Annotated in this window: 15 protein-coding genes; 13 read left to right on the plus strand and 2 right to left on the minus strand. The window is 44.5% G+C overall.

Annotation, left to right across the window (positions count from 1 at the left end; all coding sequences use genetic code 11):
- The first annotated feature begins 6 nt into the window (after positions 1 to 6).
- From AC5EF3_RS15345 to AC5EF3_RS15405, 13 genes are all read left to right on the plus strand, one after another.
- Entirely contained in the window at positions 7 to 606 is a 600-nt protein-coding gene (locus tag AC5EF3_RS15345) for a hypothetical protein (RefSeq protein WP_149037425.1), read from the plus strand.
- Between the two features lie 323 nt (positions 607 to 929).
- Positions 930 to 3,107: a glycoside hydrolase family 3 protein gene (locus AC5EF3_RS15350; protein ID WP_493548676.1), complete on the plus strand. Its 2,178-nt coding sequence runs from the start codon at positions 930 to 932 to the stop codon at positions 3,105 to 3,107.
- A 4-nt stretch (positions 3,108 to 3,111) separates the two neighbouring features.
- On the plus strand, positions 3,112 to 4,806 hold the full coding sequence (locus AC5EF3_RS15355) for a glycoside hydrolase family 3 protein (protein ID WP_493548677.1): 1,695 nt from the start codon (positions 3,112 to 3,114) through the stop codon (positions 4,804 to 4,806).
- A gap of 93 nt (positions 4,807 to 4,899) precedes the next feature.
- Complete coding sequence (locus AC5EF3_RS15360; protein ID WP_015828466.1) at positions 4,900 to 5,670, plus strand: IclR family transcriptional regulator; 771 nt, start codon at positions 4,900 to 4,902, stop codon at positions 5,668 to 5,670.
- 93 nt (positions 5,671 to 5,763) lie between these two features.
- The gene (gtdA, locus tag AC5EF3_RS15365; protein WP_015828465.1) at positions 5,764 to 6,819 is read left to right on the plus strand and encodes a gentisate 1,2-dioxygenase; all 1,056 of its coding nucleotides are present in this window, start codon (positions 5,764 to 5,766) and stop codon (positions 6,817 to 6,819) included.
- The gene (locus tag AC5EF3_RS15370; protein WP_493548678.1) at positions 6,816 to 7,514 is read left to right on the plus strand and encodes a fumarylacetoacetate hydrolase family protein; all 699 of its coding nucleotides are present in this window, start codon (positions 6,816 to 6,818) and stop codon (positions 7,512 to 7,514) included. Before gtdA ends, AC5EF3_RS15370 begins: the two co-directional genes overlap by 4 nt.
- Positions 7,507 to 8,145: a maleylacetoacetate isomerase gene (maiA, locus tag AC5EF3_RS15375; RefSeq protein ID WP_493548679.1), complete on the plus strand. Its 639-nt coding sequence runs from the start codon at positions 7,507 to 7,509 to the stop codon at positions 8,143 to 8,145. Before AC5EF3_RS15370 ends, maiA begins: the two co-directional genes overlap by 8 nt.
- A gap of 319 nt (positions 8,146 to 8,464) precedes the next feature.
- Positions 8,465 to 9,829, plus strand: coding sequence for a spinster family MFS transporter (locus AC5EF3_RS15380; protein ID WP_493548680.1), 1,365 nt, complete (start codon positions 8,465 to 8,467; stop codon positions 9,827 to 9,829).
- A gap of 338 nt (positions 9,830 to 10,167) precedes the next feature.
- The gene (locus AC5EF3_RS15385) at positions 10,168 to 12,465 is read left to right on the plus strand and encodes a TonB-dependent receptor (RefSeq protein WP_493548681.1); all 2,298 of its coding nucleotides are present in this window, start codon (positions 10,168 to 10,170) and stop codon (positions 12,463 to 12,465) included.
- Between the two features lie 142 nt (positions 12,466 to 12,607).
- Complete coding sequence (locus AC5EF3_RS15390) at positions 12,608 to 14,098, plus strand: DUF1593 domain-containing protein (RefSeq protein WP_493548682.1); 1,491 nt, start codon at positions 12,608 to 12,610, stop codon at positions 14,096 to 14,098.
- A gap of 272 nt (positions 14,099 to 14,370) precedes the next feature.
- Entirely contained in the window at positions 14,371 to 14,772 is a 402-nt protein-coding gene (locus AC5EF3_RS15395) for a response regulator (RefSeq protein ID WP_493548683.1), read from the plus strand.
- Positions 14,773 to 14,790: 18 nt separating this feature from the next.
- A complete protein-coding gene (locus tag AC5EF3_RS15400; RefSeq protein ID WP_493548684.1) occupies positions 14,791 to 16,374 on the plus strand; it encodes a sensor histidine kinase in 1,584 nt (527 codons plus the stop codon).
- Between the two features lie 274 nt (positions 16,375 to 16,648).
- The gene (locus AC5EF3_RS15405; protein ID WP_015828457.1) at positions 16,649 to 18,094 is read left to right on the plus strand and encodes an NAD-dependent succinate-semialdehyde dehydrogenase; all 1,446 of its coding nucleotides are present in this window, start codon (positions 16,649 to 16,651) and stop codon (positions 18,092 to 18,094) included.
- 161 nt (positions 18,095 to 18,255) lie between these two features.
- On the opposite strand, the gene AC5EF3_RS15410 is transcribed toward AC5EF3_RS15405, so the two are convergent.
- Both AC5EF3_RS15410 and AC5EF3_RS15415 read right to left on the minus strand, forming a co-directional pair.
- On the minus strand, positions 18,256 to 18,717 hold the full coding sequence (locus tag AC5EF3_RS15410) for a RidA family protein (RefSeq protein WP_493548685.1): 462 nt from the start codon (positions 18,715 to 18,717) through the stop codon (positions 18,256 to 18,258).
- Positions 18,710 to 19,723 carry a PLP-dependent cysteine synthase family protein gene (locus tag AC5EF3_RS15415; RefSeq protein WP_493548699.1) on the minus strand — a complete coding sequence of 338 codons (1,014 nt, stop codon included), beginning with the start codon at positions 19,721 to 19,723 and terminating at the stop codon, positions 18,710 to 18,712. The genes AC5EF3_RS15410 and AC5EF3_RS15415 overlap by 8 nt, the downstream gene beginning before the upstream one ends.
- Positions 19,724 to 19,810 lie beyond the last annotated feature (87 nt).

The raw sequence follows: 19,810 nt of genomic DNA on the forward strand, positions 1-19,810 counted from the left end.
GAGACGTTGAAAACTGTAATAAAGCTTGTGATATTTTTGCTGTTGCTAGACGTTATCGGAGTCGCAGTTTTTTACGTCTCTGCGCAATCTGTAGATGATAGTTTTCAGGGCTCTACAGATGTCGGAATTGTTTTTCATACCGAAAACAAGTCTTTGCTAAATAGGCGGATGGCAAAGTCCGTTGGCATGGTCTTGTCTGGCGATATAAATCACTTGAAAACAGTTGGAGGTATGCGTCCTTTGCAGGGCAGAATTGGGGCGGTGGATATGGCAATAAAAGCAACAATGCTGGGTGTGCCAAACTCGCTAGTTTCGGCAGACAGAACCTCCAATGACACGGTAACTAGTCTTAAAGGTGCTGCGAGTTCTATTGAGGACATGAAGGCGCAATCTGTCACCTATATTAGCGAATGCATGCATTTGGTTCGTGTGAAATCATTAAAAAACAGAGTGGATTGGAAAGGCATAGAGCATAGCTATTCATGCGTTGAAACGGGTGGGTATCACGCGATATGGCTACAAGCCCATTATGAAGCGATTGCTTGGATAGTTTCATTTTTACCTGAAACGTTGCATCGCCGTGTTGTTGCAAAGGTTCGACCATAGTCTGCTCTGGCAGGTTAGCTTCATTCAATCGGTAATTGGACGAGCATACCTTTAAATGATCTAGAAATATAATGTGCAGAATTTAAAAGCTGTGAGTGTATTTTTTAGTGAGCTTTCTTCGTACGCGGCTGTCATGACTATAAGCTAGATATAAAGAGCTTTTGTCTTGCAGCAGCTCGTGCTCCTAAATCTTGTCTTTATTCTAAATTGATTATAGCGATATATCCATATATGACATTAATTCCCCATTGTGAAATAAATGGGTTGAATTGATAGCATAGCCGAAGCTGTGCATGATGACATATAATAGGAGAGATGCAGCGATGACAAAACCATTTGATCAGGCCGTAGACGAAGTCAAGCGGGGAGCATCGCTATCTGAGCAAGCTAAATTTTTGTATGATTTGCTCACCGAAGAAGAGCGACTTTGGGTTTTGGACGGTGATTTGCCTTTTCATGATGGCATTATGCAAATGATGACCACCCGCTATAATCTTCGTCCTTATATTATGGGCCAGATTGATAGAATTGGTATTCCGGGAATTCACTTTGTCGATGGTCCGCGTGGTTGTGTGTCTGGTGAAGGCACGGCTTTTCCTGTGGCTATGGCGAGAGGGGCCACATGGGATGTCCAGCTTGAAGAACAAATTGGTGATGTTATCGGTCAGGAAGTTCGGGCGCGCGGCGGAAATTTCTTTGGTGGAATCTGTATAAACCTTGCGCGCCATCCGGCGTGGGGACGTGTTCAAGAAACCTATGGGGATGAACCTTATCAATTAGGAAGTTTTGGCGCAGCCCTTTGTCGGGGCGTGAAAAAGCACACCATGACATGTGTGAAACACTATGCACTCAACAGCATGGAAAATAAACGTTTTGAAGTTGATGTTTCCGTCAGCCAAGAAGACTTGCACGACGTGTATCTACCTCATTTTAAACAAGTAATTGACGAAGGCGTGGATAGTGTCATGAGCGCCTATAACGCCATAAATGGTGAGTGGGCAGGTCATCATAATTACCTTCTGACAGATGTTTTAAGGGGGCTTTGGAAGTTTGACGGCTTTGTCATCAGTGATTTTGTCATGGGGTTGCGTGATAGCGCGGCGTCACTGAATGCTGGTTTAGACCTTGAGGCACCTTATATCCAACAAAGAGCACAATATCTGGCTACGCAAATTGAAAGCGGTGAGACAGATTGGTCAACAGTAGAGCAATCCTGTCTGCGCATTTTAAAAATACAGTTGAAGCATTATGCAGCACGATTGGAAGATGGGTATCCAGAAGCTTTAATCGCCAATAAGGCAGCCGCACAATTGGCCCGAGAAGTTGCCAGTCGATCTATGGTCCTGCTTAAAAATGAGGATAAAGAAGGGCGAGCAGTTCTTCCAATTGAACCATCTAAAGTGAAGCGCATAGCTTTGATTGGGCGTTTGGCGAATGCTCCGAATATGGGAGATCACGGATCATCGCGGGTCGTACCACCTTATTATGTGACACCTGAAGCGGGAATACGTGCTCGGTATCCAGATGCGCAGATAGAATTGGTCTCAGAAGATAATCCAGATGCGGCTGAACTCGCTGCTAAAAATGCGGATGTGGCCATCGTTGTGGCTGGATATGATTATAGAGATGAGGGGGAGTTTTTTGGTGGCAATCAAATGCGCTCAAACCCTGAATTTAAAAAGAATTTTCCGCCACCACCAGAAGGTTTTGAGGAAAAAATGGCTGAGTTGGCGGCAAGTAAGCAGTCGGATGATGCAGCTATGAAAATTGTTGGTGGTGATCGCTCCTCGCTTGAATTGCGGGAAGTTGATCGGGAAATCATTAAAAAAGTAAGCGCGGCAAACCCTAAAACAATTGTGGCCATCATTGCTGCTGGTGCTGTGCTCATGGATGAGTGGCGAGATGATGTCCCGGCTCTGATGATGATGTGGTATGCCGGTATGGAAGGAGGTCATGCACTGGCTGATATTATTTCCGGTGATGTGAATCCAGCTGGTCGTTTGCCATATGCTATTGCCCAAAATGCTAAAGATCTGCCATTTTTCGACAAAGACGCCACAGCAATTGAATATGGTCGTTTATATGGTCAGCGCCTGATTGATGCAAACAATCACGAGCCTGCTTATGCGCATGGATTTGGGTTATCCTACACTGAGTTTGTCATTTCAAATGCAACAATCAAAGAATTGGACGCAGAAAAAGCGGCCCTTCAAATTGCAGTTGAAAATACCGGTTCGCGAGATGGTATTCATATCGTTCAAGTGTATGGAAAACGTTTAACGGGACAGCATGCAAATGAGTCGATGTTAGTGGGGTTTGCGCCTGTGAAAGTGAATGCAGGTACTTCTCAATCTGTAGACGTGACATGTTCTTTTGAAGCTTTGGCGCTTTGGAATGAAAGTGTGAAAAAGCGAGAATTACCAGCGCTTGAGAATGTGGAATTAAGGGTATCATCTTACGCAGGTGACCCTGATGCGCTCACTTTAGTAATGGGCGGATGAAGGCATGAAGAAATTGAACACGAAACCCACACTAAACCCACTGAGTCTCGATACTCAAGCCACAAAATGGGTAGACAAAACCCTCACGAGTTTGAGTGTGGAAGAACGCATAGCGCAATTATTTGTGCTATCAAGTCGATACGATACAGATGCTGAATGTGATGATTTACTCGCCATTGCGCCAGGTGGTATTCACCGTTTTCCTAGTCATAATCTTGAGCAGCATTTGCGTGCAACAAGGCGGTTATTAGATGAAAGCGAAGGTGTTCCTCCTATCATTACTGGTGACATTGAGGGCGGTTCGATTAGCTATCCATTCGCAACGCATATTCCCAACCAATTAGGGGTAGCTGCGTGCGATGACCTTGAATTAACAGAAGAATTAGCAAAGTTAGTTGCTCTTGAAAGTCGTGCATTGGGGTATGATTGGACGTTTACGCCGGTAGTTGATCTCAATGTTGCGTTTCGCAATGCAGTGGTAGGGACGCGCTCCTATGGGAGTGATGTTGAAAAAGTGCGAGCGCAGGCGCGTGTTTATGTACGTGTCCTACAGGAGCACGGCATGGCTGCCACCGCTAAACATTGGCCTGGTGAAGGCTATGATGAGCGTGACCAACACCTTGTAACGACAGCAAATCCTCAAAATTTTGACGATTGGATGGATACATTTGGGAGTATATATTCATCGCTGATCAATGATGGTGTCATGACCATTATGTCCGCGCATATTGCGCTCCCATCTTTTATTCGATCTCTGATTCCAGACGCAGGACGAAGTGCATTTCAGCCGGCATCTGTGTCTGATCTGTTAAATCGTGTCCTGCTACGTGAAAGGCTGGGTTTTCAAGGGCTTATCGTATCTGACGCCACTGTGATGGGCGGTGTGACAAGTTGGTTGGGCCGACAAGAAGCAGTACCAGCTTTTATTGAAAATGGATGTGACGCCTTTTTGTTCAGCAGAGATCCCGCTGGAGATATGAAACTTATGCTTGATGGCGTTCGCACAGGAAAGCTATCAGAAGAGCGGTTGGAAGAGGCTGTTCGGCGAATGCTGACGCTGAAAGCCAAATTGCAGCTTCACACCAAAACGAGTCTAGAAAGACTTCCAGTGCTTGAAGAAACCAAGGGGATGTTGCGATCTGATCAGCACATGAAAATTGCGCAGAAGGCGTGTGGAAAAGGGATTACCCTTGTCAAAGACACAGCGAAATTATTGCCTTTAAAATCAATCAAGCAAAAAAGAGTTGTGGTTGTAGAAGACGAAGGTTGGAGTTTTTTTTCGGGAGCGCCAGAGAGAAATTACGATCCATTTAAAGCGGAATTAACTGCAAGAGGGTGTGAAGTAAGAGGATTTGATAAAGACAATTTCCCCACGGCTGAAGATGCGGATCTTTTAGTGTATTTGATCGGTCAGGAAGCCACGCCAAGTGTATCCAATATTCATTTGGATTTTGCAAAATTGCACGGTAGTCCACGTAATGGGATGGCGCAATTCAATCAGGAAATTCCTACAATAATTGTTTCTTTTGGGCAGCCATATTATTTGTTTGATGCGCCAAATTATCAAACTTACATAAATGCTTATTGTTCCATAGCAGAGGTGCAACGCCAGTTGGTGCCGCGTTTGTTTGGAGAAGTCGCATTTGAGGGTGTTTCGCCTGTAGACGCCTTTTGTGGTCTAGAGCATTTAAAATATTGATATTATTGTTGGTTAGTCAATTCTCTGAGGCGTAAATGATCATTAGATAATTCTTGATAGACGTTTGCAAAACAAAAGAATATGTTTCTACGAATGTCAAAAGAATCAAATAATAATCAAGATAAACGGCGTGGTATTCAATCCGTTGAAACCGGTGTCAGAGTCCTTGAAGCTTTAGCTAGCATAGGCGAGCCAGCAACGCTTAAGCGCGTTGCTGAACAATGCGGAATGGCACCCTCTCAGACCCATCGCTATCTCGTCAGTCTGATTGAGTCAGGAATGGCACATCAGAATGAAGCGACTGGCCGATATGATCTGGGGGCAGGTGCCATTAAAATCGGTTTGGCGGCTTTAGGGCAGGCCGACCCAATTCGTGAGGCAGACTCAGAAATAAGCCAATTTGTCGCTCGAACAGGTAGAACAGTTCAAATAGCAGCTCTTGGTCCACAAGGACCAACTGTTATTCGCTGGCATATGGGTCGGCCGGCTGTAATGACATCTTTTTCTGTCGGCAGTGTTTTGCCTTTGCTGTATTCGGCAACTGGGCATGTGTTTTTGACATTTGCGCCGGAGCAAGAGTTGATTGGTGTTTTATATCATGAATTGGCAGATGCTCAGATGGATCATTCCCAAGTTGAAGCAATACGTGAACGTGTTCGTAAAGATGGGTGCTCTTTAGTGCATGGAACAATGATACCGGGCTTAAGGGCGACGGCATTTCCAATATTTGACCTTCAAGGTCGCGCTGTTTTGACTGCAACGTCCCTCCAGCCAGATTCGTCTGTCTATAAGAAGGATGAAGAAGGCGAAGAATTGCGCGCAGCATGTAAAAGAGTAAGTGAGAGATTGGGATGGGTGAATTGATTTAGAGTTTGACATTGGGGAATTCATACCGCAATAGTGAATTTGAAGAGCTGATCATAATGATGGCTTCAAAGACTTATGTGTGGAATGTAAATGTCTCTTTCCAAACTGACGGCAGAAAATCAGTCCCGCATGCAGCAATTGTATCAAAGGATGGGACAAGAACATCTTTTGCCTTTATGGGAGCTGCTCGCAGGCCTCGTTACTCCTGAACCACAATCGCCTGCACGCGTGTATAAATGGTCCTTTGATTCAATGCGGCATTATCTGCTTGAAGCTGGGGGGCTCATAACGGCTGAGCAAGCAGAGCGGCGCGTCCTCATTCTTGAAAACCCAGATATGCCTGGAAGTTCTGCGATAGTGCCGAGCCTTTATGCTGGTTTGCAGCTTGTGCTTCCGGGGGAAATTGCACCTAGTCACCGGCATTCACAAAGTGCATTGCGATTTGTGCTTGAAGGTGAGGGCGCATTTACTGCTTTAAACGGTGAAAAAGCAGTGATGAGTCAGTTTGATTTGGTGTTGACGCCTTCTTGGCAATGGCATGACCACGGAAATGAAACTGAACAACATATGATCTGGCTGGATGGCTTAGATATTCCCGCTGTTCGATCATTTGATGCCGCATTTGCTGAGCGGTTGGATGAAAAAGCACACAAGGAAACGCAACCTCCTGGAGATACGCTAAAACGTTACGGGAAAAATATGCGTCCATTCAGTGGAAGTGCCGCAGATACAAGGCCGGTACATCAACCTCTTTTCCATTATCCGTATCAAGACTGGATGCAATCCCTACGTGGTGTTGCTGAAGGAAGTGAGATTGATCCACATCTCGGGCATGCTCTGGAGTTCATAAATCCAGCAACCGGTGGATCTGTTATGCCGATTATATCTGCGCACGTACGGTTGTTGCCGGCTGGTTTTGAAACCAAAACTCGTCAATCTTCTGATGGTAGTGTCGCGACAGTTGTTAGTGGGCATGGTGAAGCTCGAATTGGCGATAAAATCCTCAAGATCGGGCCAAGAGATATTTTTACAATTCCGTCGTGGAAAGAGCTGCAGCTACGCGCTGATTCAGAGCTCGTCCTATTTATTTATTCTGACAAAGGGGCTCAAGAGAAGTTGGGCCTGTATAGGGAGAAGTGTTCATGAGCAATGTGTTTGAACCTAAAAAAACAACTCTAACGGAAACGACTAGTGGAGAAACCTATCCGGTAAGTCGTATTTTCTGTATTGGTAGAAATTATGCTGCTCATGCGCGGGAAATGGGCCGTGACCCAGACCGTGAACTTCCATTTTTCTTTACTAAATGGGCAGAAACAATTGTGCCATCTGGTGCAACAATTATGTACCCGCCTTGCACTGAAAATTTTCACTATGAAGCAGAACTAGTTATAGCTGTTGGAAAAGCGGGACGTAACATTCCTGTCGAATCTGCGCGTGATTATATTTATGGTTATGCGACAGGTTTGGATATGACGCGTCGTGATCTGCAATTAGAAGCCAGAGAAAAAGGTCGTCCTTGGGATACTGGTAAAAATGTAGAAGAGTCTTCTCCAATTGGTCTATTACACAAAGCTTCAGATGTGCACGACATGAGCAAAGGCTCAATCAAGTTGACTGTAAATGGTGAAGTGAAGCAAGATGGTGATTTGGCCGAGTTGATTTGGGATGTAGAAGAGGTCGTAGCCTACATTTCTAAATTCTACCGTCTTGAGCCAGGTGATTTGATCTATACGGGAACGCCTGCAGGTGTCGGACCGGTTGTTACTGGTGATGAAATCTCGGTGACAATTGACGGACTTACAGCCTGTACTGTCAAAGTTGGAGAAACTCCCGTTGACTAGTCAGTATACTCTTCACGGTTTTTTTCGTTCTGGAGCATCCTATCGGGTTCGTATTGCATTGAATCTGAAGGGTGTTTCCTATGAGCAATTCGGATATAAGCTCCGTAAAAATGAACAAAATAGTGAGGCTTTTCTGAAGCTAAACCCACAAGGTTTTGTTCCGGCATTAGAGGGTAATGATACGGTTTTGACGCAAAGTCTCGCAATCTGCGAATATTTGGATGAGATTATTCCAACGCCCAAGCTTTTGCCTGATAATGCAATTGAGCGCGCGAGAGTTCGGGCGTTTTCGCAGGTTATTGCATGCGATATACATCCTATTCAAAATCTGAAAATTCTTCAAAGATTGTCAGCTCTTGGGCTGGATGAAGATCAAGTCAATGCCTGGGCTGCGACGACGATAAATGAGGGATTAGATGCGTGTGAAGCCTTAATCAAAAGGCAATCAGGACCATTTTGTTTTGGTGAGGATGTGACTTTGGCGGATGTTTGCCTTATTCCTCAGCTTGTAAATGCCCGTCGTTTCGGTGCCTCTATGAAGTGGGAGCGTCTTATGGAAATCGAAGCGAAATGTCTCACTTTGGATGCGTTTAAGAGGGCGATGCCAGAAAACCAGCCAGATGCTGTTTAGCGCGTGTTGGGTTTAATATCAGCAAAACACTCTAGGGTTGCAACTAAACTTTTTCTGGTGATTAGCGTTATGAGAAAAGATGTAGCAGATAATGTTTGACCGGGTGACCCTTGTATTCCCATAGACTTGAGATCAGTAGGGGCTCCTTTGCGTGATAAGTCATCAAAAGAGTTTTGAAATTTTTGATGGTCTAAATTTGTTTCACTATGATGAAATAAATTCTTTAATGGTAAATTTTTTGTATGCAATATCTTAGCTGTGCTGACATAAGAATAATAACTGGGTTGGTTAGCAATTTACCCAGAAGGAGGAGACCAAAATGAGCCAGGTGTCTGAAAAGACTGGTGACGAAGTAAAGAGCCATGACTCAGATTGGCCAAAGCCAGCCGTGGCATGGACTGTTGCAATTCTATTAACGTTTGCTAACTCTCTGGCATTCGTTGATCGCCAAATATTAGCTATGCTTGTTGAGCCGATTAAAGAGGCTTTTCAGGTAAGTGATACTTTGATTAGCATCCTATACGGCCTAACGTTTTCTCTTTTTTATGTTGCTGTTGGTATTCCAATAGCGCGATTGGCAGATTCAACGAACCGTCGGAATATCGTTGTTGCAGCGATATCTCTATGGAGTGTTATGACTTGTTTTTGTGGGTTGGCACAAAATTATATCATGCTGCTTTTAGCGCGTATTGGTGTGGGGGCAGGTGAAGGTGGATTTACTCCGGCAGCTCAGTCTTTATTGGCAGACATGTTTCCAAAAGATCGGTTGCCGACTGCTTTAGGTTTGTTTTCAACTGGAATTTATCTAGGTGGTGGAGCTGCTTTGATTATTGGTGGGTCAATCATCACGCACCTAAATGAAGTTGGGCCTATTACTGTTCCGATTTTGGGAACGTTAGATCCGTGGCAGGTGCCCTTCCTTATTGTGGGAGCACCGGGAATGTTGCTAGCTGCGATTTTTATGTTTGTTAAAGAACCTAAGCGGCGTGGTTTAACGAAAAAAGCAGAAACTTCCATGAGTTTTCAAGAGATGAAAGCTTATGCTGGTCTTAATTGGAAGAGTTATGCTGGTATTATTCTGGGCTTGGCATTTCTTATACTTGTTGGTCAGTCTGGGTCTGCTTGGATACCGGCTTTCTTTCAACGTAAATTCGATTGGGATGCGGGACAGATAGGTGCAGCTTATGGCCCAGTTGTGGTTTTCTGTGGTGCGAGTGGTGCTTTACTGGGTGGTTTCGTTGCAAGTTATCTAAAGAAAATGGGTCATGTCCGTGCAAACCTTATCGCCCCTCTGTTTGCTTTTGGTGCATTGATTCCGGTAACGATACTTTACCCACTTATGAGCACGCCGACCTTAGCGCTTATCCTAATTGGAGTGATGAACTTCTGTGCTGGGTTTCCATTTGGCGGTTGTTTCGCCGCGCTTCAAGAAATTACACCCAATCGCATGAGGGCCCAAGTGGTGGCAATCTTCATGCTGGGAGTAAACTTACTTGGAGCAGGGCTTGGGCCAACAATTGTGGCTCTGATAACTGATATTGGTTTTGGTGATTCAACTGCGCTGCCATACTCATTGGCGATTACAAATTTGGTGTTTTCACCCTTAGCTTTTATTTTGCTTATCCTTGGATTTCAAAATCATGTGAAAGCTATCGAAACGGTTAAACAACACACTAGCTCTTGAGCTTAAATTTAGATTTAAGAGCACCTCCCAGAAGCGCCCCTGCTAATTAGCGGGGGCGTTTTGTTGTTTTTTAAAGCGTGTTGGTTTTCAAAACCGTGGCAAATACTCCACACTACCCTTTCATTTTATATACCGCATTGGAAAATTGGTTGCACAATGAGGAATATTCAGATATTCAAATCATCGAGTTGCGTAGGAATGCGTTGGGTTAATCAAGATGGATGGTCAAGCTTCGCATTTAAGCTCAAAAAGACGCGTTACATTTAATCTCCTGCTTGAGGGATTGTCCTGAAAAAGAGTTACGCAAATTCAAATAATAGGTCCAAAGGGAGGATAGAATGAAACATTTGAGATCAATTCTGATGACGTCCACGATTGTGTTGGGTGTCAGTTATGCATTGCCTGCTGCGGCACAAGAGGCTGCTGCTACGCAAGAGACAGAAACTAAAACGCGAAACTTGGACACAATTATTGTGACTGCCACTCGCCGTGAAGAGACTCTTCAGCAAGTACCTGTGGCTGTAAATGTTGTTACTGGAGATGATCTAGAAAACAACATGATTGGAGCTGTGGACTCTATCGTAGAAGTTTCTCCCAGTTTGACATTTACAAAGGGAAGCAACGACCTAAGTAGCTCGTTGAATATTCGCGGTATGGGAACTTCTGTATTCTCATCTGCTGTGGAACCGTCAGTATCTGTTGTTGTTGATGACGTGGTGATGGCGCGCTCTGGTCAGGCTTTTCAAGACCTAATTGATATTGAGCGCGTTGAGGTTCTGCGTGGGCCGCAGAGTACATTATTTGGTAAAAACGCGTCCGCGGGTGTTGTCTCTGTGACGACAAAAGCACCTTCTGATGTTTTTTCTGGCGATTTTGATGCGCTCGTCGCAGAAGACGGTCAATTGGAGGCTCGTGGAAGTTTATCTGGGCCAATTGGTGATACTGCTGGATGGAGACTTTCTGCATATAGCAAGCAGCTCGATGGTGTCACTGAAAACGTATACAATGGCGAAAAACTAAACGGATATGACGTTTGGGGTGCACGTGGTAAACTTGAGTTTAATCCAACGAATGCCTTGAAAGTGACTTTTATCGGTGATCACCGTAATAGTGAAGCGACACCGACATACACAATTCGTGGCTTCTTTTCAGAGGCATCTGGTGAAACGGCTGCTAACCTGATTGCACCAGTAGTCGTTGGTCCTGAAAATGATCAGGTTAACATTAATGGTGGTGTTTACAGTAATTCAGAACAAAGTGGTTTGTCTGCAAAAGCTGTTTACAGCTTTGACAATGATTTTGAGTTAACATCTGTAACTGCGTGGCGTGATTTCACTATCGACAGCAATTTGGATATTGACCAGTTGCCGTTTGAAGAGCCTCAGGCAATGCCATTTTTTAACTTCAATTATAACAATGGTACGACTGAGCTAACGCAAAAAAGTCAAGAATTCAGACTTGCGTCTCCGACGTATGAAAAATTTGATTTTCTTGTTGGATTGTTTGCATTCCAGACAGAAATTGATCGCACTTTCAAGCGTCGCTGGGAGTGGAATTTAGGTGACAGCCTTCTAAACCGAAGCGGTCAGTTTAATGGTTCGGCAAAGAATACAAACTTGTCTGCTTTTGCTAGCGGTAACTGGTTTGTAACACCGGACTGGACAGTCTTCGGGGGTGTGCGTGCATTACGTGAAGAGCTTTCTTGGGTAGGGTATAGAAATCCTGAGAATGTGCTTGTAGAAGGTGATGTCGCATTGCCGGGTGATATTGGGACATTGCTTGATATCTCAGACAGCTTAGAAGATGATGCTGTCACAGGAAACATTGGTGTTCGTAGACTGCTTGGTGATGCGGGGTCCGTATACGCAAGCTATTCGCGCGGATATAAAGGCGGCGGCTTTGATCTTAGTCTTGGGACAATTCAAACAACTCAGCCTGTAGATCCTGAAATTTCGGATGCATTTGAAGTTGGTTTGAAACTCAACACATTTGATGGAAAGCTTTCAACATATCTTGCTGCATTCCACACGACTTACAATGACTTCCAGGCGCAGCGTCAAGACACTGATGATGTTGTATTCTTGTTAGACAATGCTGGGCAGGTCATCACGCAAGGGATTGAAGCTGAATTTGTATATCGTCCGACTGAATTGACACGTATTAATTTTGGTGCAGCTCTTATTGATGCCAAGTTTGAAGAATTCCCAGGAAGCCAGTGTTACCTTGGTCAAACAGAAGCATTGGGCTGTGTGAATGGTACGCAGGATTTGAGCGGAAAGTCAGTTCCATATTCTCCAGATACAAAGTTTACTGCTTTGATCCGGCAGGAAATTCCATTTGAAACTTTACCATTTGATGGTTTTGTTCAAGTGAACGGAACATGGCAGAGTGAAATCTTCACAAACCTCAACCAAGACCCGAATGCTGTTCAAGATTCTTACGGCTTGTTGAATGCTTCCTTTGGTGTTCAATCAGATGATGGGCGTTACACATTCAGCATCTTTGGTCAAAACTTGACGGATGAAGTGTACACTCCACAAATCTTTGTGGCTCCACTTGCTGGTGGTCGTTACGCTCAACAGATTGCACGTAACCGTCACCGCTATATTGGTGCTCAACTATCATACTCATTCTAATCGCAGTTCGATAGGTAATTATAGTCAGATGAATAAAGCGAGCCTTTTGTAAAAGAAGAGGCTCGCTTTTCTGTTACGTGGACAGGATTCATGTGATGCTCGGTGCGTCTGACTTCCTAAATGATCCAAAGGAATAAATCCGATGAGATGCTTTTCCAAAGTCGTTATATTTTCAATGTTGCTTTTAGGGGCGTGTGCGGCTTCTCCAAAACTGGCTGATCTGATTGAAACTCAGAGACAAACAAAGTCAGATCGTCCGCAATTAATTGTACTTACAGATATTGGAAATGAACCGGACGATGCCGAATCTCTTGTTCGGCTATTGCTGTATACGAATGAAATTGACCTAAAAGGCATAGCTGCTGTTACATCAAGGCATTTGCCTGCCACAGTGAACCCGCAATTGATTGACGAGCGGGTCGATGCTTATGAAGAGGTCTTCGAAAATTTAAAAGTTCACGATGCGCGTTATCCAGACGCGATTTACATACGCCAGAACATTGTCACGGGGCATCCAACATATGGAATGACGGGGGTGGGTGAAGGCTTTGAATCATCTGCTTCGCAATTGATTATCGACACGGTTGATAAGTCTGATGATGCGCCTGTTTGGGTTTCTGTATGGGGTGGTGCATCAACCTTGGCTCAAGCATTGTGGACGGTGCGAGAAACACGAAGTTCGGATGAGTTAGCGGATTTTCTCTCTAAATTGAGAGTGTATTCGATTTCTGATCAAGATGATGCTGGTCCGTGGGCACGGTCACAATTTCCATCTTTGTTTTGGGTGTCGGATGTTCATGGTTTTACGCAATATCGTCTTGCGACATGGACTGGAATTTCCAGAGCTGTTCCCGGCGCGGACCAGAAAACCGTAAGCTTGGACTGGCTCTCAAAACATATTATTGATCAAGGTCCTCTGGGAAAGCTTTACCCGCCACCAGCTTATATTGTGGAAGGTGATACGCCGTCTTTTTTGAATTTGATTCCGAATGGATTAAGCGATCCTGAGAGACCTGATTGGGGTGGATGGGGTGGCCGCTATGAAAAAATGGCTGCATTTCTTGGTTTGTGGACAACCACGTTTGATAGTCTGAGAGGTGATGGAGGGCAGTCATTTTCTTCGCCTCAAGCGACGATTTGGCGCTGGAGAGAGGCTTTTCAAAATGATTTTGCTTCACGCATTCAATGGAGCCAGACCTCAGATTTTGAGCAGGCTAATCATGCGCCAGAAATCATACTAAATGGTGAGGATGGCTTCGCTCCTGTCTATATTGATGCCTGTCCGGGCGAAGAGATTGTGCTAAGTGCGACCGGCTCTTCAGATCCAGATGGTGATGCATTAGATATTCGTTGGTTTTGGTATCGTGAAGCGGGCGGCAGGTTTGCACCTGAGGTGACCCTAAGTGACACGGTGGGCGCAGATACGCACGTGAAAATTGCTGGCACAGCAAAAGTGGATCAGTTTACGCCACCAGCAGAATATAATTTGCATGTAATCGCGCAAATAACCGATGCTGGATCACCCGCATTAACAAGATATCGTCGTGCTATTATCAATCTTCCGGGGCTTGCAGATTCCTCTGCGGTCATTGGCTATGAGTGCGCGGTTATTCCGATACAGCCGTCACATTAGGCGCTGACAGAGCAATAAAACGCCTTTCCGTAGGTGGGGAGGCGTTAATGGTGACTATGGATTTCGGCGATCAATTACTGTTGTTTGCAGGCGCAAACTTTTACTATGTCTCTTCCAATCGGCTTTTGATTAATTGGGATGCCAGTTGCGTTTTTGCGTTGTCTGTGCACTCATTTCAATCATTCGAACCGATTAGGAGTAAGAGCGAGTAAACTTGAACACTCTAAATATATGTAGTATTTAAAAGAAACTTTCAGTTGTGAGTCGTTACTATGTCGAAGGTACAAAGCATTCTTATTGTTGACGATGACGAACATTGTATAGAGTTATTAAGATTGGCATTGAATGCAGCGGGCGCTGTCAGCATATTGGCTGAGACAGAATCTGAAATTGCAGCAAATCACATCATGAGCAATCCAATTGATCTTGTGGTTTTGGACATTAAAATGCCAAAAGTGAATGGGTTTGATGTTCTAAAACAGCTTCGCGGCGAAGGTAATAAAACACCGGTGATTATGCTATCTGGTTCATCATATCAACAAGATATAGATCGCGCCTATCAGCTGGGCTGTAACAGCTATTTTGAGAAACCTGGATCACTCGACGATTATCGGAAGTTTGCCACCTGTCTGGTGGAATATTGGTCTACAGGTTATGTGCCTATTGGGGCTTAATTAGCAATAGGAGACGGGATGTTACGATATTCGAAAGCCTTTGGCTCGAATCGCATACCAAGTTGGCTCTTATCGCTTGAATTACATGCGGGACTAATTGGGTTTATTGCGCTAGCGGTTTTATTAATTGGCTGGGGTGCCTTTATACCAACACTGACAACAGTGTTTAGTGACATGCCTTCGATGAAGCCTGTTACCGCGATTAGCATTATAAGTCTGAGCGTGGCATGTATATTTAGCTTGCGGTCTAGTCGCTTTGGGGTGATTGTCTCAGCAACAATTGGTGCATTGCTTTCACTCAGTATGTTGTTTTTGTTGCTTTTTGATAATGAACGATCTGAGATGGGTATTTGGGCGCTTGAGCCATCACTCGCAACCAAGTTTGCTCTCATGTTGGCTGGTTTATCTTATGCGCTTTTTCCATTTGCTAAATTCTTTTCTACAGCGATAGCGATTATTGCTCTTGGTGTAAGTTGCACATCCTTATTGAGAGCTTTGGATTTATTGTTTTTCCATGGTGCTGTATTGGTCGCGGGACCGTTTGACTCCATGGCTATTCACACGTCGATTTTAATCACGTGGTTTATGGTTGTGTGTGTTCTTATGCATCCTCGCCTTGGTATCGGCATGACTGTTTTTCAGATCAGCTTAAGAGGAAGAGTTCTACGCAGATCATTGTTGATATTGGTCGCAGTTCCTCTCGCGTCTTATATTCTTGCTTTGCCATCGAGAAGTATAGAAAATGCTTCTGTAAGCGTGCTCTTTGTTATGTTTGCGGGGCTGAGTATTGTTGCTGGAGCTGTTCTGACATGGTGGATTTCTGCGCTGCTTGAGGAATATCAAAGTAATGCTACGGAGCTAAGTTCGAATTTATCGACTGCTAATCAACATCTAAAGCGTTTTGCGTTCGATATGGCTCATGATCTCAGGGCCCCCATTAGGAACCTTAAAGTATATTCCGAGTTGGCTGTTGAGGCGCTGGAAGCGGATAATGTCGAAGGGGCTAAAACTTATTTGAATCGCAACATCTCAGGTGGAGAGAAGTTGATCGAGACTATAGAAAAGACGCTTGATAATGCGAAAACAGCGTATCGTCAGCCGAAATTTTCAACGTATCGAGTCTCGGAGCTTATTGATGCCTCAGCTAGGCTTCTACAAAATGATTTAGATGAAGCAGAGTGTCGAATTGAAATAGACGGTGATGCAGAGATTATCTGTGATGCATCAATGTTGGAGACTCTATTTTTAAACTTAATGTCCAACAGCATAAAGTATCGCATTCCGGATCAACAATTGAATATTTATTTGAAGGTCAAAGAAGAGAAATCTGCTTGGCGTTTGTCTTTTCGGGATAATGGAACGGGCTTTAATCCAGAGTTCGTCTCTCGTGCATTTGACCCGCTAGCTGTTGATCTTTCTACTGGTTCAAAAGAGGGGACGGGGCTTGGTCTTGCTACATGTCAGACAATTGTGGAGGCCCATAAAGGGCAAATTTGGATTGAATCGAATATAAGTGAGGGGGCTTGTATTTCTTGGACGATTCCAAAGGCACCAGATGTTCAGACGCTGGCGTCGATACCGTTAGTCGCTCAGATTGCGTAAACGTCAATGCAAATGAAGGCCTGCTACCAATAACATTTTCTTAGATTTCTGACTAAAAAGATCGATATGCGATCTAAGTGCTTTCGCCGCATTTTCTTCGATTACGGTATGAATTAATTTCGAGAATTGTCGCGCTTTTCTATCTCTATTTGTGGGATGAAAGTCATTAGTGTTTTTCAGGGTGGGGGTGAATGTCGCTTTGACTTTTACATGGAAAAGACGAATACATCTCTAATAATAGAAGATTATAAATATAACAATTGGGACGAAGTGAATGAGTGCATCATTAAAGCGTGAAGCTTGCTTGATTAATGGGGAATGGCGAACAAATGACAGCTGGATTGATGTAGACAATCCAGCGACCGGCGAAGTGATAGGCAGGGTGCCAAAATTTGGTCGTGATGAAACGGCGCAAGCCGTTGCTGCAGCAAAAGCAGCAAAGCCTGCTTGGGCTGCTTTGACGGGCAAAGAGCGCTCAATCAAATTGCGCAAATATTTTGATTTAATCATACAAAATCAGAACGAATTGGCAGAGATTTTAACGGAAGAACAAGGTAAACCCTTGGCAGAGGCGAAAGGTGAAATCGTCTATGCTGCGAGTTTTATCGAATGGTTTGCCGAAGAAGCAAAGCGAGTTTACGGGGACGTTATTCCAGGGCATCAGCGAGACAAACGGATTGTGGTGTTAAAGCAGCCTATCGGTGTGGTTGCTGCGATTACGCCGTGGAATTTTCCTGCGGCTATGATTACACGCAAAATCGGACCCGCTTTGGCAGTTGGGTGTACAGCGGTAATTAAACCAGCAACACAAACGCCGTTTACAGCTTTAGCGCTGGGGGCTTTGGCGATGGAAGCGGGCATTCCTGCTGGTGTTGTTAATGTGGTGACGGGAAGTTCAACATCTATCGGTGCGGAACTGACTGAAAACCCTGATGTATCTAAGATTAGTTTCACAGGTTCAACGCGTGTTGGTGCGCTATTGATGGAGCAGTCGGCGCCGACTATTAAAAAGCTGTCTTTGGAATTGGGCGGCAATGCCCCATTCATCGTGTTTGACAGCGCTGATGTTAAAGCCGCTGTTGCAGGCGCTATGATGTCCAAGTTTAGAAATGCTGGGCAAACTTGTGTTTGTGCGAACCGGATATATGTACAATCTGGTGTTCATGACGAATTTGTCGAACAATTAAGCAAAGCTATTACGGCATTGAAAGTGGCTCCCGGCAATGAAAAAGGTGCTGAACTCGGACCGCTGATTGATGCAAATGCAATCGCCAAAGTGAATGAGCATATTGAAGATGCTGTTTCCAAAGGTGCCTCGCTGGTTACTGGTGGAAAAGCACATGCATTGGGAGGTCGTTTTATCCAGCCAACACTTCTAACAGGGGTGACATCCGATATGGCTGTTGCACGTGAAGAGACTTTTGGTCCTCTTGCGCCTGTTTTCAAATTTGAAACTGAAGCAGATGTTTTGAAGATGGCAAATGACACTGAATTTGGTTTGGCGGGGTATTTCTATTCGCGTGACCATTCACAAGTTTGGCGTGTTGCTGAAGGACTTGAGACAGGCATTGTGGGTGTGAATACTGGGCTGATTTCAACTGAAGTTGCGCCATTTGGAGGTGTGAAACAATCGGGTCTGGGCCGTGAAGGTTCTCACTATGGTATGGATGATTATCTTGAGCTGAAATATGTCTGTATGGGCATAGAAAAGGGCAATTAAACGCTTAGAATATGCCTATAACTCGCGTGCGTGTGCGTGTGATTTTGATGAGTTTTGAGGGATTTCAAATAATGGAAGCCAACATTTGTGTGGCTTCCAAATGAATTGAATGTAGCGAGTTGAACCTTCAATAGCGACCCTAGCTTTGCATTGTGCGGAGCTTATTTTAAAATCACTATAGCGTCTATTTCTACTGCTGAATTTAAGGGGAGGCTTGCAACACCAACAGCTGATCTGGCGTGAAGAGCGGTTCCGGGAAATAGCTTTGTCAATAAATCGGAACACCCATTCGCAACTTGGGGAATGTCAATAAAATCGTTTGTGGTTTGTACAAAAGCACCAAGCCTGAAAATGCTTTCGACTTTTGAAAAATCTCCGTCGCAGGCATTACCTATTTGTGCGACAATATTGAGTGCGCAAAGTTGCGCAGCTTGAATGCCATCTTCAAGGTTGAGGTCTGTACCCAAAGTTCCTTTAATGAATTGACCGTTTGCGTTTGCTAATTGGCCTGAAATTATCAGTGTTTTGCCTGAGCAATTAAATGGCGCATACGTTGCGACTGCAGTGGCTGGCTTAGGGAGCACTAATCCCATTTCGGAAAGGGTGATTTGGAGCTTAGACATTGAATTTTTCCTGCGGTAATAGATTGTTTTTGATTAGCCACTGATCATTGTAATAAGTTTCGGAATACCGCTCGCCATTATCGCAGGCTAAGCTCACAATACTTGCTTTTTCGCCTTTTGTTTCAAGCTCTCTTGCTAGTTCTACTGCTCCAACCAGATTTACGCCAGTTGATGCGCCAAAGCGGCGGCCTGTGAGGTTTTCCAAATAGAGCATTGCGGCGATAGATGTTGCATCAGGAACTTTATACATTCTATCCACCAGTTCTGGAAAAAATGATGGTTCAACGCGTGGTCTGCCAATGCCTTCAATGCGAGAAGATTGTGAGACTTTCAAATTGATATCGCGTGAGGTGTAATAGTCATAAAGCACAGAGTTTTCAGGATCTACGACACATAGTTTTGTGTTGCAGTCTGGGCGGACATAAGACAGGTAGCGTCCAATTGTTGTTGAAGTGCCACCTGTGCCGGCGCCGACAACAATCCAGCTAGGGACAGGGTGGCGTTCAGATTCCATTTGTCTAAAGATTGAGGCTGCAATGTTATCTTCTGCGCGCCAGTCAGTTGCTCGCTCTGCATATGTGAATTGGTCCATAAAGTGACCATTGGTTGAGCGTGCGACTTCCGTGGCTGCTTCGTGAATCATTTGAGCTGGCACAAGTTTGCATTGCCCGCCATAGAATTCTATGAGGGACGTTTTTTTTGCGGCCGTATGGTCGGGTACAAAAGAAATGAATGGGAGGCCAAGAAGTTTAGAAAAATATGCTTCTGAGATAGCGGTGCTTCCAGAAGAGCATTCGATAATTGTGGTTTCTGGGCCGATTTTGCCGCTACTTAATCCCCATAAAAACAGAGATTTGGCTAAGCGGTGTTTTAAGCTTCCAGATGGGTGGGTGCTTTCGTCTTTTAAATAAACATCAACATTATCAAAAGGAAGATCCAGCCTAATTAAGCTAGTTTCACCGCCGCGTTTTGCCTCAGCGCATATTTTTGCTATAGCCTCGTTGATCCATTGGCGATGGCTATAGGGACGTTCTTTTCTAGTTTCTCTTAAATGGCATGAAGAAGAGAAATGTGGGGTTTTTAACGCAATAGA

The sequence above is a fragment of the Hirschia sp. genome (assembly GCF_058892565.1).

Coding starts and splice junctions, on each gene's coding strand:
- AC5EF3_RS15350 (WP_493548676.1), top strand. CDS start 930: ATGACAAAACCATTTGATCAGGCCGTAGACGAAGTCAAGCGGGGAGCA.
- AC5EF3_RS15355 (WP_493548677.1), top strand. CDS start 3,112: ATGAAGAAATTGAACACGAAACCCACACTAAACCCACTGAGTCTCGAT.
- AC5EF3_RS15360 (WP_015828466.1), top strand. CDS start 4,900: ATGTCAAAAGAATCAAATAATAATCAAGATAAACGGCGTGGTATTCAA.
- gtdA (WP_015828465.1), top strand. CDS start 5,764: ATGTCTCTTTCCAAACTGACGGCAGAAAATCAGTCCCGCATGCAGCAA.
- AC5EF3_RS15370 (WP_493548678.1), top strand. CDS start 6,816: ATGAGCAATGTGTTTGAACCTAAAAAAACAACTCTAACGGAAACGACT.
- AC5EF3_RS15380 (WP_493548680.1), top strand. CDS start 8,465: ATGAGCCAGGTGTCTGAAAAGACTGGTGACGAAGTAAAGAGCCATGAC.
- AC5EF3_RS15385 (WP_493548681.1), top strand. CDS start 10,168: ATGAAACATTTGAGATCAATTCTGATGACGTCCACGATTGTGTTGGGT.
- AC5EF3_RS15390 (WP_493548682.1), top strand. CDS start 12,608: ATGAGATGCTTTTCCAAAGTCGTTATATTTTCAATGTTGCTTTTAGGG.
- AC5EF3_RS15395 (WP_493548683.1), top strand. CDS start 14,371: ATGTCGAAGGTACAAAGCATTCTTATTGTTGACGATGACGAACATTGT.
- AC5EF3_RS15400 (WP_493548684.1), top strand. CDS start 14,791: ATGTTACGATATTCGAAAGCCTTTGGCTCGAATCGCATACCAAGTTGG.
- AC5EF3_RS15405 (WP_015828457.1), top strand. CDS start 16,649: ATGAGTGCATCATTAAAGCGTGAAGCTTGCTTGATTAATGGGGAATGG.
- AC5EF3_RS15410 (WP_493548685.1), bottom strand. CDS start 18,717: ATGTCTAAGCTCCAAATCACCCTTTCCGAAATGGGATTAGTGCTCCCT.